Origin of the sequence: Methanobacterium sp. BRmetb2 (assembly GCA_003491285.1) — an archaeon.
Taxonomy (GTDB): Archaea; Methanobacteriota; Methanobacteria; order Methanobacteriales; family Methanobacteriaceae; genus UBA117.
On record CP022705.1, the window covers coordinates 197,247 to 212,861 of the forward strand.

13 protein-coding genes are annotated in these 15,615 nt (G+C 34.4%); 4 read left to right on the forward strand and 9 right to left on the reverse strand.

Going from position 1 to position 15,615, the window contains the following annotated elements; translation table 11 throughout:
* The first annotated feature begins 258 nt into the window (after nucleotides 1-258).
* Together CIT01_00905 and CIT01_00910 are read left to right on the forward strand one after the other, a co-directional pair.
* Entirely contained in the window at nucleotides 259-1,473 is a 1,215-nt protein-coding gene (locus tag CIT01_00905; protein AXV36860.1) for an ammonia channel protein, read from the forward strand.
* A 12-nt stretch (nucleotides 1,474-1,485) separates the two neighbouring features.
* On the forward strand, nucleotides 1,486-1,824 hold the full coding sequence (locus tag CIT01_00910; protein AXV36861.1) for a transcriptional regulator: 339 nt from the start codon (nucleotides 1,486-1,488) through the stop codon (nucleotides 1,822-1,824).
* Nucleotides 1,825-2,070: 246 nt separating this feature from the next.
* On the opposite strand, the gene CIT01_00915 is transcribed toward CIT01_00910, so the two are convergent.
* Nucleotides 2,071-2,952 (reverse strand): pyridoxal 5'-phosphate synthase lyase subunit PdxS, encoded by an 882-nt coding sequence (locus CIT01_00915; protein ID AXV36862.1) that lies wholly within the window; start codon nucleotides 2,950-2,952, stop codon nucleotides 2,071-2,073.
* 251 nt (nucleotides 2,953-3,203) lie between these two features.
* Here CIT01_00915 and CIT01_00920 point away from each other — a divergent pair, with 251 nt between their 5' ends.
* Nucleotides 3,204-3,401, forward strand: a complete 198-nt coding sequence (locus CIT01_00920) for a hypothetical protein (protein ID AXV36863.1) — start codon at nucleotides 3,204-3,206, stop codon at nucleotides 3,399-3,401.
* Nucleotides 3,402-3,517: 116 nt separating this feature from the next.
* Here CIT01_00920 and CIT01_00925 read toward each other — a convergent pair whose 3' ends face one another.
* From CIT01_00925 to CIT01_00950, 6 genes are all read right to left on the reverse strand, one after another.
* Nucleotides 3,518-4,420: a hypothetical protein gene (locus CIT01_00925; protein ID AXV36864.1), complete on the reverse strand. Its 903-nt coding sequence runs from the start codon at nucleotides 4,418-4,420 to the stop codon at nucleotides 3,518-3,520.
* Nucleotides 4,421-4,530: 110 nt separating this feature from the next.
* Nucleotides 4,531-5,211: a phosphoribosylformimino-5-aminoimidazole carboxamide ribotide isomerase gene (locus CIT01_00930; GenBank protein ID AXV36865.1), complete on the reverse strand. Its 681-nt coding sequence runs from the start codon at nucleotides 5,209-5,211 to the stop codon at nucleotides 4,531-4,533.
* 158 nt (nucleotides 5,212-5,369) lie between these two features.
* Nucleotides 5,370-5,702, reverse strand: coding sequence for a hypothetical protein (locus CIT01_00935; protein ID AXV36866.1), 333 nt, complete (start codon nucleotides 5,700-5,702; stop codon nucleotides 5,370-5,372).
* On the reverse strand, nucleotides 5,671-6,339 hold the full coding sequence (locus CIT01_00940) for a flagellar motor protein MotA (GenBank protein ID AXV36867.1): 669 nt from the start codon (nucleotides 6,337-6,339) through the stop codon (nucleotides 5,671-5,673). The genes CIT01_00935 and CIT01_00940 overlap by 32 nt, the downstream gene beginning before the upstream one ends.
* A 15-nt stretch (nucleotides 6,340-6,354) precedes the next feature.
* On the reverse strand, nucleotides 6,355-7,059 hold the full coding sequence (locus CIT01_00945) for a transporter (GenBank protein ID AXV36868.1): 705 nt from the start codon (nucleotides 7,057-7,059) through the stop codon (nucleotides 6,355-6,357).
* Between the two features lie 253 nt (nucleotides 7,060-7,312).
* On the reverse strand, nucleotides 7,313-11,713 hold the full coding sequence (locus CIT01_00950) for a cobalamin biosynthesis protein CobN (protein ID AXV36869.1): 4,401 nt from the start codon (nucleotides 11,711-11,713) through the stop codon (nucleotides 7,313-7,315).
* Nucleotides 11,714-12,088: 375 nt separating this feature from the next.
* On the opposite strand from CIT01_00950, the gene CIT01_00955 reads away from it, so the two are divergent.
* On the forward strand, nucleotides 12,089-12,748 hold the full coding sequence (locus CIT01_00955) for a hypothetical protein (GenBank protein AXV36870.1): 660 nt from the start codon (nucleotides 12,089-12,091) through the stop codon (nucleotides 12,746-12,748).
* 116 nt (nucleotides 12,749-12,864) lie between these two features.
* Here the strand turns inward: CIT01_00955 and CIT01_00960 are convergent, their stop codons facing one another.
* Nucleotides 12,865-14,658 (reverse strand): cobalt ABC transporter ATP-binding protein, encoded by a 1,794-nt coding sequence (locus tag CIT01_00960; protein ID AXV36871.1) that lies wholly within the window; start codon nucleotides 14,656-14,658, stop codon nucleotides 12,865-12,867.
* Nucleotides 14,649-15,524, reverse strand: coding sequence for a cobalt ABC transporter permease (locus CIT01_00965; protein AXV36872.1), 876 nt, complete (start codon nucleotides 15,522-15,524; stop codon nucleotides 14,649-14,651). The genes CIT01_00960 and CIT01_00965 overlap by 10 nt, the downstream gene beginning before the upstream one ends.
* Between the last annotated feature and the right edge of the window lie 91 nt (nucleotides 15,525-15,615).

A 15,615-nucleotide genomic window follows, 5' to 3' on the forward strand; every position in this document is an offset into this window, starting at 1 on the left:
TCATCAAAACATTTATATAGTAGGTAAATTAATTTTATTATATCGGAAGTATGATGCCGATGTCCGATGAGATTGGATATGCTGATTGGGGGTGTAAACCCGTATTCGAATATATAAGTCTTGATGGAAAAACGAAGTTAAATTGTATATTTTTTGATTTAAAAAACACACCCATGAATAAAAAAATAAAATTCAATTATTATTAGACTTTAAAAATAATAAAGTCTTTAATAAAATATTATACAAGGAGGAAATGTAATGGATATTCTTAATTCCGGTGATACAGCGTGGATGTTGATTTCCACAGCTTTGGTAGTATTAATGACCGTTCCCGGCGTAGCATTATTCTACGGAGGTCTTACCAAAAAGAAAAATGTGTTAAACACAATGTTCCTATCTCTAATAGCCTTTGCCATTACAAGTATAATCTGGGTAATTTATGGTTACCAGTTTGCTTTTGGTGAAGATATGCTAATGGGATTTATTGGAAACCCTATGAACCTATTTATGAGTGGAATAGGAGTAGATACACTATTTGGAACTATACCAATGAGTGTGTTCATCGCTTTCCAATTAACATTTGCAGCAATAACCGTTGCCCTGATATCAGGAGCAATAGTTGAAAGAATGAAGTTTTCTGCATGGTTAGCATTCATCCCCTTATGGATTACACTAGTATATGTACCTATTGCCCATTGGGTATGGGGAGGAGGCTGGCTTGCAAACTTAGGAGCACTTGATTTTGCAGGAGGTACCGTTGTTCACATAAATTGTGGTGTGGCGGCATTGGCATTAATACTGCTTCTAGGTGCAAGGAAAGATAAAAAATTACTCCCACATAATTTAGGGTATTCCACCATTGGTACTGCTTTATTATGGTTTGGTTGGTTCGGATTTAACGCAGGATCAGCATTAACAGCTGGAGGTCTAGCAGGATCAGCATTTATAGTGACCAATACCGCAGCAGCAGCCGCAATGATATCCTGGATATTGATGGACGTAATCAAAACAGGTAAACCAACATTACTTGGAGCCCTATCCGGAGCAGTTGCCGGTCTAGTTGCAATAACTCCTGCAGCAGGATTTGTTGATGTGCCTGCAGCGCTTGTTATTGGATTTGTAACCTCAATCGTATCTTACTATGCAATAACCGCACTCAAAGACCGTTTTGGCTACGACGATGCATTGGATGTATTTGGAATACACGGAGTATCTGGTATGTGGGGTGCTGTTGCAACAGGAATATTTGCAGCTCCATTTATCAATGAATTAGGTACCGGTCTTTTATACGGAAACCCTGGACAATTATTAACCCAGATAATTGCTATTGTGGCGGTAATAGCATACACATTTGTCGTTACCATAATATTAGGTAAAATAATAGATGTTACTATTGGACTAAGAGTAACTGACGAACAAGAAACTGAAGGACTTGACACAAGTCTTCATGAAGAATCTGGTTACAGAATATAAGGACGTGGTTAGATGAAAGAAATATTAGCAATAATCAGACCAGATAAATTAGAAGATGTCAAACAGGCCCTTGAAGAAACAGGATGTCACGGAGTCACTGTGACAGAAGTAAAAGGGCGTGGGAGACAATTGGGTTTGACTGAAAGTTACAGAGGTCGTGACTACAAAGTGGATCTACTCCCAAAAACCCGGTTAGAAATTGTCGTAAACGATAAGGATGCAGAAAAGGTAATTGAAACCATTGTAAAAACTGCTCAAACCGGAGACATAGGAGATGGAAAAATTTTCATATCTCCTGTAGAAGACGTTGTAAGAATTAGAACTGGGGAAAGAGGTGAAACTGCTGTTTAAGCAGTTAAACCTTTTTCATTTTTTTATTTTAAACAATTTTTGATATCCTATTTAAACCAATATTGTATTTTATTTTAATATTTATCCAAAAAGAATCATTTTAATGGGTAAATATCAAATTAAGTATTAAAAAATTAATTTTAACCATTAAAAGATTTGAAAAGTAAAATAGAACTATTTTTGATTCACTTTTAATATTTTAAGCTTTTTATTATAAATTGGTGGTAAAATATTCAAATAAATCATTTACCATCCACGTGTTTGTAGTTTTTCATCATCTGGAATTTCACTCATTTCCAGTCCCGGCATTGCTTTACCCAAGTTACGTGAAACATCCGCCAGAACCTTAGGATCATTATAATTTGTTGTGGCCTCCACAATGGCACGGGCAACTTTTTCCGGATTTTCAGATTTGAATATACCAGATCCAACAAATACTCCATCAGCACCAAGCTGCATCATGAGTGCTGCATCTGCAGGGGTCGCAACTCCACCAGCAGCAAAATTAACCACCGGCAGACGTCCTAATTCTGCTAATTCTTTAACTAAATCCAAAGGAGCTTCTATTTCACGGGCAACACTCCAAAGTTCTTCTTCAGTTTTATTTTGAAGTTCTCTTATACCGCCCATGATCATGCGCATATGCCTGACAGCTTCAACAACATTACCTGTACCTGCTTCTCCTTTAGTACGAATCATGGCTGCTCCTTCGTCGATTCTTCTAAGTGCTTCTCCAAGATTTCTAGCACCGCAAACAAAAGGAATTGTAAATTTCTTCTTGTCAATATGATACTTTTCGTCAGCAGGAGTCAAAACTTCACTCTCGTCAATCATATCCACCCCCAATTCTTGAAGAACCTGTGCTTCTACAAAATGACCAATTCTTACTTTGGCCATGACTGGTATGGAAACAGCATCAATAATTTCTTCCACTTTACCTGGATCAGCCATTCGGGCTACTCCTCCAGAAGCTCTAATATCAGCAGGAACTTTTTCTAGGGCCATCACTGAAACAGCTCCTGATTTTTCGGCAATTTCTGCTTGTTCAGCATTGACCACATCCATGATCACACCACCCTTTGTCATCTTAGCAAAACCCTTCTTCAAGACATCAGTACCGTGTCGCATAATATTCCTCCTATAAATCTAATGATTAACCTTGTAAACATTCTTTACAAACTCAAAATACAAATACATAATTTACTAGTTAAGTATTTCTGATAGATGTATTAGCTTTTTTACAGTTTAACATTATTAAGTTTTATTTTTAAATATTAAATACTTTTGATTCAAAAATTACATTACAAAAGATTAAATATGAAAATATAAATAATGAATTAACTAATATATGATATATAATTTTCTAAAAGTGATGAAACATGGTTGAAACAGAAATAATTACAGGAACATTAATTTATTCACATATTTTACCTGTGGCGCTGGGTTTTTTCAGCGTCATATTTATTGCCAACGGGATAATGGATAGGCATTTACCTTACACATTAATTGGAATAGTTTTATTTTTGGCTGCTGGTATTTTACCATTTTTAATACTTCCCTTTGTAGTGGGAGTATAACTAAAACACCCAGTAGCTATTTAAACATAACAAATCAATGCTAAAAGATAATATCTTTTTTTATAATCTTTTTTTCTTTACCCTTAACTTTATTAAATTTTATTAGTTTATTTATTTTATATTTCAAAATTTATTTTTCTTAATCTGTCCTGGATCTCACCCAATTGGTAATTAAAGAAACCCTTCTTCTCAAGTTTCATGCTGGATAAAAGTGCAGCAAACCTGCCACATTTCTCTATATCATCAGTTTCAAATTTTTTAGCAACATATGCAGCCATAAAAGTATCCCCCAATCCAGTAGGATCCTTAATCATGTCGGGAGCAATTGCAGGAATTTCGTAAAACAAATCTTCAACTTTGGAGTAAATTAATGCACCCTTACTTCCACAAGTTATAACAATTTCTTTAGGACCACAAGCAGCCAGTTCTATGGAAACATTCCTTAAATTAGAATAATTTCCCCCTAAAATTATTTTTGCTTCATTTTCGTCAATAAAAAGACATTCCACGTATTTTAAATAATCTTTATAATCTTTCCATGGCATTAAAGTGATTTTATCATTATTTAAATGTCTCAAGTATCCTTGCCCACCAAGATATAGGGGTACGTCAAACTGAAAAAGGTATTTGAATGTCTTTAAAGGAAGATCATATGGTGATAATGGCCCTAAAAGTATAGCATCTCCTGATGCAAAATCTATTTGGGATATTAATTTATAATTTATGGGATTTTCCGGAATGATTGCCTTTTGTATGCGGTGATTAGGATCAAAATCAGGGTAAATATTTTGAAATTGCATGGTATCGACTGTAAAAATAGGAGTTATGTTAACACTATCTGGAAATGGAGTAATCAAGTTTTGGTCATTTGCTGACAATGTGATAACTGCATCCACATCAATGTTTAAACTTTTGAAAACTCCAGATTGATAAAAAACTGGTCCCCCAGTAGTTTTATAGTTTGAACCATCTTTAACAATCATGTCACAAGTCAATGGGCCAATTAAAATTACTTTCAAAATTGTTACTCCTTAAAAATTGACTTAAAATTAAATTTATAGTATTATTTTGAATTTTTATAAATGTATTAAAAAACATTATTTTACTAATATTAATCAAATATTTTTTTCTATTTTAAAGTTATTTCTCCTTTATGAAGAGCCGTGCCTATTAAAAATTTATCAGCACCGGCCATGCTTAATGATTTAATATCTTGAGGTCTGATGCCTCCTCCTAATATTATTGAAGTTTCAGGAATGTTGAAGGTTTTGATGAATTCTTGGTTAAATCCACTCTCACTGCCAACCCGTGATATGTCTAACAAGATTATTTCTCGAGGTTGGATTTTTGCTATTTTTTTTATGAAAAGTCCAAGATCGATATTCAAATATTTACTGTAAATACTGCCATCTTTAAGGTCTATGCTGATAATTATTTTATCCATTAAATGGTTCTGAAAAATCTCATCGAGATTTTGTAGATCTTTTAACGTTTCCGTGGCCACTATAATAAAATCTGCCATACTTAATGCACCTTCAACTTCTTTAACTGAAGATACACCGCAATCGAGCATGACCGGTAATATTTTATTTATTTTTTTTATAATTGGGGAGTTTGTCCCAACTCCTTCTATAGCATCCAAATCTGCAATATATATTCTGGATGCTCCTGCTTTTTTTAGTGAAACAGCTATATCAATAGCCTGTGAATTTTTACTAAAAACTGTTTGTAGTGGTCGGTATGTATCACGTTTACCTGCCTTTCCTGAAACTGCGATTCCATCTTTTAAATCTAAAACAGGGATTATCATTTTTTCTCAACCAGTGATTAATACAATTATTATATTTTTTAGATATAAAGTTTAGATATAAATGGAAAAAATTAATAAAAAAAGTATTTAAAATGTAAAAAGGTAATTAAACAGTAAAAAGGGAAGTTTATCCAATGCATAACAGAAAAAAATAGGAGTCAACCTTCTACCATGATCAGTTTGCCTGAATCCGGATCCTTGTAAACTGTTCCCATTTCCACGTATCCACTTCCTTCTCCAGTATTGGATTGGGGAGTATCATTTATCTCTTTACCCATTTCTACTTCAGCTGCCTTCTGCATAGCTTCCATAGTTTGTTTTTTTTCCTCAGGAGATGCATCGCTGAATACCACACTCTGCATATTCCATGAAATAACTAAGAAAATTAAAAATCCAACTGATAAAACCAGCATAGCATCCACCAAGTTTGCGGTACCTGCCATTGGATCTTCTTCATGATCAGCCGATAACAGGCGTCTGCGTCTTAGCATTATTTAAAACCTCCAAAACAGCTTCAGTTAAAGTTTCAATGTTAGAAAGGTTTTCCTCGTACCACCTTCTTCTTATTTTGGATATGACATAAGCCACTCCACCAGCAGCCAACCCCACAACTGTGGTATCAAATGCAATAATTATGGCTTGAGAAAGTCCTTGTATATCACCATTACCTAAAGCTGCTAATCCCGGTCCCATAGGAATTAAAGTTCCCATTAAACCCAGTGTTGGCCCTAATCTTGTAACCATATCTGTTTTTTCCAGACTTTTTGCTGCTTTAAGTTCTTCGTTTTCAATTAATTTTCTGGCTAGAGCTTCTCTCGACTTTTCACCAAGATCACTATTGGATGCTAAATTGATCAAAATGTCCTTATATGATTGAGGCATGTTGCTTTTTTCAACCACAGATATGACTTTTTCAGGAGTTCCAGGATTTGCAATAGACCTTATAACATTTTCTATTTCTCCAATATTGTATCTTATCCTACCAGAATATTCTGAAATCAATCCTCCGAAGCTTATTATCGCATATAACATGAAAAGTAAAAGGCCTATTATAACAGGTATAATAAGACTCTGAGATATTACGTGTAAACTGCTACTTAGTATTTCACTGCCAGGTATTGCCACCATTTATATCACCTCTGATTATTCAATTAATGGACTTGTTTTTTTGGAAATGTAAACTCCTAGAGCCATTAATACTACCACTGCAACGACTGCGTATATTATTGTAGTTGCTGAGGGTATAGTTAAAGGAGTAATTTCAGAAGATAATACTGAATTTATGTTAGGAAGTATTATAGCTGAAGCTAAAAAATATAATCCTACAAAGATCATGTAATTTCCAAGTAATACAGGGTAGGGTTGTTTTGAAATTTTTACAATATAATTCGAAGCTAAATATGATATACCAATAATAATACTTAGAAATAAAGCAGCATACTGTCCTATAGAAAAGGCTGATGTTCCGATAAGAGGAGAAACTAGTATAATTGTTGCCAAAATTGCTCCAAAACAACAGGGACATGGTGCAACCATGGCCATGCATGAAGCTTTCGCATGACTTTTTCTGTGGATTTTCCACTGTTTAACTGTGTGAAAACCTGCGTAAAATATTATTATAGCCATTAAGATGAATATAACAAAATTATAATCATATACTACCTTTTGAAGAACATCTGCATATCCTTCGGTAATTTTGGTTAGAACTAAAATACCCAATCCATATCCTATAGTAATAACTGCCGCTAATTTCTTTGATAACCCAGCAAAACCCATTGCTAGGCCAATTTTAACTCCAAAAACCAGTACTGCAGATAATACTCCTAATTTCCATAATAATTCCAACATATTTATCAAATCCACATTTAGTTTTATAATATATAATAATTTCTATTTATTTGGTATTATTACTTTAGAACCGTGATTTCAATTAATAGTAATACCAATTACTAATGTATTATTTTTTATAAAGTAATTGGAAGAAATTTAATACTTTAATTGATCCCAATCCTCATTTATTTAAAAAAATAAAAGAGAGGATTTGAATCCTCTAATCTATCTAAACAAATTTTTGAATGTTTTAATACTCGAACTTGTCTACTTACTTTTTAACACCTCTGAAATATCCAAATGCTATCAACCCTACAACCAGAATCACACCTATGAGTGCGTAAGTAGGCATCCCACTTTGTGATGAACTTTGAGCTTCGGTTTTTGTAACCTCGTAGGAGTTGGAATTTTGACTGGAGGATGTCTGCTGGGAATCACCAACATCTGAAGTTGATACCTCTGATGTTTTGGAATATTCACCAACAGAACCTTCGGTCTGTCCAGTGGATTCTTGAACTTCTCCAACTGAACCTTGTGGAGCTACATCAACAGTTGAGGGATTAGAACCAGGATTGGCTGAATCTCCTTGGTTAGAATTATCTTGAACTGTTACTGAATTTCCAGTCGCTGCTTTCAGAACATTGTTGAACTGCTGTAATTGTTGTGTGTTTAGAGAGGACATTTGAACAAGCCACTGATTGAAATTTAAGTTAGCGCAGGTATGATGACAACAGGTGACTCCATACTCTACATTAGTCTGTATGTAGTAATTGGCCAGTTGGGTTATGGTTGAAGAATCTGCACTCCACATATCCCTATGGATAGCCTCTAACATCCACGCCACAGCCGACGAGAATGCGTAAGGATTAGCCTCCATAAACTGGCTGCGCGTGTTTTCATTGAATACGTAAGTATTGGCAATTTCTTCCCACATCCAATCTTTTACTGCCTCAGAGGTTACAGCATCCCAGGCAAAAAGATAACCTATCTCTTTAGCTATTTCGTTTGCTCCAGAAAAGCCTTCGTTTAGCATACCTTCCGTCCATTTTGGATTCAACATCCGAGTTCGGATTTCATTAGACATGAACTCTGCCAGAGTCTCGATTTTAGGGGTGATCCTAGTATTTGCAATGTAAACACTCAGATCTTTACCTGAAAGAGTTTCTGCAGCCAGAGTAAGGCCACCAAGGTATTGGTAAACATCGTCATTGTCCAAAAGACCGTAGTTGTTATCTCTAACCTGTATAGTGGCGTCCACATTTTTTAACTGGTTTTTGAATGCTTCCAATCCATTGATACCATACGCACTATTTCCATAAATATACGACATCCTGGAAAGGTAGGTGTCAACCAAATCTGATGAATCATCCCATTTTGAGGTTGAAGGTACCTGTTGGGCCACTCCGGTTCCATAGGCTTCTGGTGGAGGTCCGAATATACGGGCTCCAGCTAAAATATCTGCATCATCAGAACTCATTCCGTTTTGTAGATATTCACCAAGATCTTCCAAATAGTGTTTTTTGATATAATTGTCCTCTGTGGTCTCTGATAGATTGGCAACCATTCTTATTGCTGAGTCCAGAATATTTATGGTGTAAGAGAACGTGTCTCTGAAAAGACCACTTATGGTTACTAATACATCCACACGAGGTCTGTTAAGCTCTTCTAGAGAGGTTACAGTAACTCCTGTGAATCGACCTTTACTATCATATGCAGGTTCCAAGCCCATGTATCTTAAGATCATGGCAATACTCTGACCAACGGTTCGCATTGTTTCTGTAGACCAGACTACAATACCCACAGTTTCAGGATAGCATCCATTTTTTTGATAGTAATCTTCCAGCATATCATCTGCCATTTCCATGCCTATTAACCACGCTGTTCTGTCTGGAGCTGTTCTGGGGTCAAAAGAGTAAAAGTTCACACCAGTTGGTAGGACATCTTCAGCTCTTCGTATTGGATCGCCACCTAAAGATGGTGAAATATATTCTCCACGTAGTGCAGCAAGAAGATTCATTATCTCTAAGTTTTGAGAGAGTAATTCTCTAATCATCTCCCTGAACTCAGCATTGTCCCGGTTTGCAGGGTCAAAACTTACAATGGATTCTACCATTTGATCCAGAACTTCTCCCTCTAATGCAAGTCCAAAGGTATGAAGTCCATAAGGCATCAGCGTTGCAGATAATTCTTCTAAATTGTGTTCCACCATGTTTTTGATGGTTTCAAATTCTGTAGTTTCCAAATTAAGGTTTAAATCCTCGTCAAGGTGCAATTTCTCAACCAATTCCAATATTTGTGCTTTAAGGATTTCTTTTCGTTCTTGAAGTTCAGTGTTGTCATAACTGTTTATAAGATCCTGTAACTGAGCAAGATCTCCATATAATCCAGAAACAATTATTGGAGCTGTTAAATGGTCTATTATAACTGCATATCCTCTTCTTTTGGCTTGGGTTCCCTCTCCAGTATTGTCCACGATATATGGATAAATATTAGGTACATCACCCAGTAAAACATCTGGCCAATCGTCTTCACCGAGTCCTACACTTCTTCCAGGTAGCCATTCCAGAGTTCCATGTGTTCCCAGGTGTATTACTGCATTGGTTTCCATTCCTTTTTGTAACCACATGTAGAATGCAATATATTGATGAGTAGGTGGTAATGTAGCAGAATGTGCTATATCTGTCGAATTTTCTCCCCATCCACGCATTGGTTGAGCACCTACAAATATATTTCCCAACATTATACCCGGAATTACTATTTTATCTTCATATACCATAACATTACCAGGGGCAGGACCCCATTGGTCTATAACTTCTTGTTGAAGATTTTCTGGTAAGGAATTAAACCATTCCATATACTCGTCTAAAGATATGGTTATAGCACCTGCTTCTATCAGTTTTTCCAGTTCTCCCGGTGCCCATGAACCAACATTATTTCCAACTGTTGTTAGAATGTTGATTATGTATTCTACTGAGTAATCGTCAGGGACTGTGTATCCATCATTTTTTAATGCTTTAAGTATTTCAGCTATACTTTCAGGAACATTAAGATATGAGGCCCCTACCCCATCTTTTCCACCGTGCAAATTGTAGTAGATTAATGCTACCTTTTTTTCAGAATTTGAAAGTGTTTGAAGTTGTGTCCAGTTTAAAACTCGATTGGTTATTCGTTCTATTCTGTCCTGTAGTGGAGTGTATCGCTGGATATTGATTCCTGTATAAGGATCGGTTTCATTGGATGTAACCCCTCCCATCATCACAGGTTCAATCCTTCCCTCCATTTCGGGCCAGGCCACCTGCCAGTATAGTTCACTGGAAAGGCCTGAAGAGTCATTTTCCCATGTTTCTAAATCGGAGGAATAAATAGGTGCGAATATAGGGATATTCAATTTCTCAAGTAGGACTGTACTTTCTTCGGGTTTACCATAGACCATGTTGTAACCAACACACGCTACCAGAGCGCTTATAATACATGTGTCACCATCCATGAAGAAATTGTTTATGGCATTTATTCTGTCTGCGTCTCCTTTGCCTATCGTTAGGATCACGTTTAAACCTTTTTCTTCCAGACTTCGGAGTATCTGTTGTTGCATTTCGCTGTTACCATTGATAAATGTAGATGCATAGGCCATCATCCCCACCCATGGTCTTCCTTCCTGGTAATGTCCGCTTTCTATGTACCAATTCTGGTACTCTTCCAAGCTGGTGAACATTGGTGTTTCTGAATCTGGATGATATATAAATCCAGTAAGCCAGTTTATTGGACTTAAATCTTTGGATGGATCAACAAACATTCCCGCGTATTGCAGTGCCTTCAACTGGAATCGTTCCATGTTCTCTTCTCCAGTTCCATCCCAGTACGTTCGAAGTTCAGTGTCGTTGGAATCTATCGTTGGATCATTAATAAAGCCCACACCACACCTTAAAGCTATTATTTGAGCATTGGTTCCATTTATGAGTTCATAAACTTTATTAACTGTGTCTACTTCACTTATCATTTCAAGAACAATAAGATCAGCCTTTGCTGCCATTTGTTTTATCTTATTTTCTATAGTGGTATTTCCTGAAGTTAGTTCGGTGTTGGTAAAGAAACTCAGGTTAAAGTAATATCCTTCATCTCTAAGTTTTTGATTGGATACAACTATGGGCTTTGAATAGTTGGGACATCCGCTTAATATAAGCATGTTGTAAGCCCTTAATGTCACATTTGCCTGACCGTAAAGCACAGGATCTGCAGGGTTGATGCTTGAAACTATTACATTCACATCTTGAGGTACATGTCCCAAGGCACTTACATTAAGATTGAAGCTGGTTTGACTACTTATAAAATTGACTTTGTAAGTATTGTCGCCAGTTTTTGTAATGGTTACGTCTTCAATAATGTTACCCTGGCTGTCAGTTACTACAACCTTAGGTAACCGGTCATCATATAGTGCTTCTGGATGTTCCAGTTCTATAGTCAGCGTTATTTCAGGATCTACCTCTTGATTATCATTAGTATTTGTGGATGAATCATTACTCTGTGAACTGTCTTGATCTTGTGATTCTGAAGTTGGATCATCACTAATAGGTTGTTCCAACTCACCCCCAGTTGAATCCTCTGCTGTCGCTGTTCCACAAATTGCTAATGCAAAAACAAATGTAATTAATAGTAATTTTACTTGTTTTTTCATTTTTTCACCTCCATTAATTTTACTAAATATAAAAGTTCAAGTATACTCAAATTAAGATCAACAATATTATTCAAGTTTACTTAAATCAAATTCAACAAAAATTGTATAAATAACTATCGATTTTTTCAAGTAAAATTTAAAAAAAATAAAGTAAAATTTATATAATAGTTTAACTAACCAAATCTTGAAAATTAAATAGTTTAAGATAAAATAAGACATCCTTTTTGGCAACTATAATTTAATACACAAATGATTTAATTAAAAAATTTATAATAAACCCTCTTAATAAAAAAAATTAGAACATCTTCATTCCAAATTGAAATAAATTTTCTTAAATTTATAGATAACCTTTTTAATGAGTCGGGAGGTAAAAAAATGATAAATAACTCCTCTTTCTTTTGCTCTTGGAGCGGTGGTAAAGATTCCTGTTTAGCATTATATCGTGCCATTGATCAGGGAGGCGTACCTTCATATCTTTTTAACATGTTAACCGAAAACGGACAAAGATCCAGATCTCATGGAATTCCCAGAGAAATAATAGAAAAACAGGCTGAATCTTTGAAAATACCAGTTATATTTGGTTCTGCCAGCTGGCAGGGTTACAAAGAAGAGTTTATTTCTGTTTTATCAGAAATAAAAAAAAATGATACTAATTATGGAATTTTTGGAGATATAGACTTAGAAGAACATAGAAAATGGCTAGAAAAAGTTTGTTCCTCAGTACAAATAAAAGCTTATCTTCCACTTTGGCAGAAAAAAAGAGAAAGTTTGGTTAAAGAATTATTAGATTTAAATTTTAAGGCCATGGTAATCTCTGTAAAGGATGATGTTGTAGCCAAAGAATATTTAGGTAAAATATTTGATTGGGATATGGTCCAAGATTTTAAAAATGCAGATATTGATATTTCAGGTGAAGGAGGAGAGTTTCACACCTTGGTGATAGACGGACCCATATTTTCATTCCCTCTACAAGTCAAACCTAAAGAAAAATACTGGAGAGATGGATACTGGTCTATGGATATTGGCTTAAAATAATTTGTTAAAAGAAATTATTAATAACTCATAGTAACAGTTATCTGATAGTTAAAAGATGAAATCCTGATTTTATTTATTTGCCTATTTTTATAGTTGGTTAAAAATTGAAAAACTTGTTAAGCAATCCATTTATCCTTAACATCACCTAACGTTATACAATCTGGTAAATAATCTTTGACTAAACGATTCATGAAGGTGGTGTAAAAATTATTATTAGAAAATACTGCCCTAGGACTAGCATCCACTTGTATGGTTCCATCAAATAGTATCATACACCTTTCTGAATATTCTGCTGCAAAATCAATATCATGAGTGGTCATGACAATTGTTAAACCAGACTCCTGCAACCTCTTCAATATATTGGCTAAATGCAGTTTTGAAATAGGATCTAAACCTTTGGTAGGTTCATCTAAAAATAAGATGTCGGGTTTACTTAGTAAAGCCTTTGCAATGGCTATTTTCTGTTTTTCACCACCACTGCAATCGTAAGGATGCTTACTTAATAGATGAGATAAACCAAAAAAGTCTATGAGTTCTTCCCTTTCATGTTCAGATATGGAACGCTTATTTTCCGAATCAAAAATTCTAGATTTAGAACTATTTTGAGTGAAAAAACTACCTACCTTTTTAAATCTGGCAGAATTTTTAGATTTAATTTTATCTTCTAATTCCTCTAACGAAGAGGTGGATAACTCTTCTTCTACAGTATCATGCCAAAAATGTATCATAGGATTTTGATGAACGTAACCCATTGTCTTGCCCTTTTTAATTTTAATATCGCCTTTTTGGGGTTTCATCAAGCCTGATAAAATTTGCATTAAAGTTGTTTTCCCGGTTCCATTACCTCCCAATATGCTGAGAAATTCTCCCTTGTTTATATCGAGAAAAATTCCTTTTAAAACTATGTGTTCTTTTATGTAACCAAACCAAACATCATAACATTTTAACAAACTATTGGAGTTATTATGGCTATTTTTGCTAGGATCACTCTCTGATTTTTCAAATATATTTTTATCAAGACTAAAATCGTAGTCTAATAAGTTGGAGTTGAATGATTGCTTTAATTTATTATCCAGAAAATTTAATTCATGTCGTCCTTCACGTATGTTCAATGGAATTTCAAGTTGACTCAAAAAATCATGTTTAGATTGTAATAAAAAGTGAAGTTTAGTAACCGAAGGCAGATAATTACTGAATATATTGTCTTTCCATGCCCTGGAACAAATTTCTCTTGCTTTATCTATATATTTTATATAGCCTTCATCTAGAAAAACAGTTTTGTCTACCAAAGGGAATATATTGTCTATTTTATGTTCTGTGGCCATAATAGTGATTGAAAATTCTTCATTCAGTCTTCGCAGCATGGATATAAAGTCATAAGCTGCAATAGGATCCAATTGAGATGTTGGTTCGTCTAAAAGTAGTAATTTAGGTTTTAGTACCAACAACGAACATAAATTTACCAATTGTTTTTGTCCACCGGATAATTCATCCACCTTTTTATACAAATATTTGTCCAATCCAAAGAAAGCTGCCATTTCAGCAATTCTATTTCGAATTTCCTGGGTTGGCAGTCCAACATTCTCCAGAGAAAAAGCTATTTCCTGGATAACATTATCAGATACAAATTGATCTTCAGGATTTTGAAATAGAAAGCCAATTTCACTAGCTGATCTTTCTCCTTCCAGATCCTCTAAATCAGTGCCATCATAATAGATTTTCCCATCATAATGCCCATTTGGGCGTATTTCTTTTTTTATGTTAGTTAACAATGTGGTTTTGCCTGATCCAGAGGGTCCACAAAATAAAACGAACTCTCCAGGGAGTACTTCTAAATTTATGTTAGAGAGGACATTTTTATCTGTATCCAAATATTTGAAATTAAAGTTTTTAAAGCTGATTAATGCCATACTAATCTCTCCTTAAATTCTAAATAGATTAATGGTAATAACAAGATTAAAAATGAAAAATAATACATATTAAATATGTTTTCAGAAAATGAAAAATTCAATTGTGGATAAATTTCTATCCTGCCTTGACCCTGTAGGAGGCCAGCTATGCAAACCAAGGCTGAAACCAATACAATTACCATGAAATAATAATCGATTTTTCTAAATTTAAATGATAAATAACTGGTTCTCTGAGTAATACCATATCCTCTGGCCTTCATTGAATTCGCAGTAAGCATAGATTCCTCTAAAGACCATGATACAACAACTGCCAGCATTTTAGCTGTATTTTTAAGCTTATCTATCTTGCCTTCATCTTTTTTTTCATTATTAGAATGTTTCTGGTCAAACTGGAATACTTTATTTACCTCACTTAATCTGAAATTCAATAATGGAATAAATCTAAGGGCCATTATAATTATCATTGAAATATTAGGAAATTTCTTTGAAAAAATATAAAGCATTTCCTGATAAGAAACGGCATTACTGTAAGATGTAAACAATAATAATATTATTAAAAGAGATAAACTCATTATAATCCCATATGTCACAGCTTCCAGTGTAATAAAATAATTTCCCATGAGGTATATCTTTGTAACCCCCACATGGGATACTAAAGGATTTAAAATGATGATCAATAAAGACATAGGAATAAAAAATCGGATTAAATTCTTAAATTCACTACTAATACCTTGTAATGTGATTAAAACCGAAACACAAACTAATAACGAGATTAAATAGTATGGATTATTGAAAAGGAAGGCAAATATTATTAAAACTAAATAATAAATTATGTAAACTGCAGGATGAATTACTGTTAATTTCATCATATCACCATCACATTAACATCTTTACGAAAGGGAATTGTACAATTAGTATATTATCTTCATTTTATTGCAACTGGATATAATTTAAAAA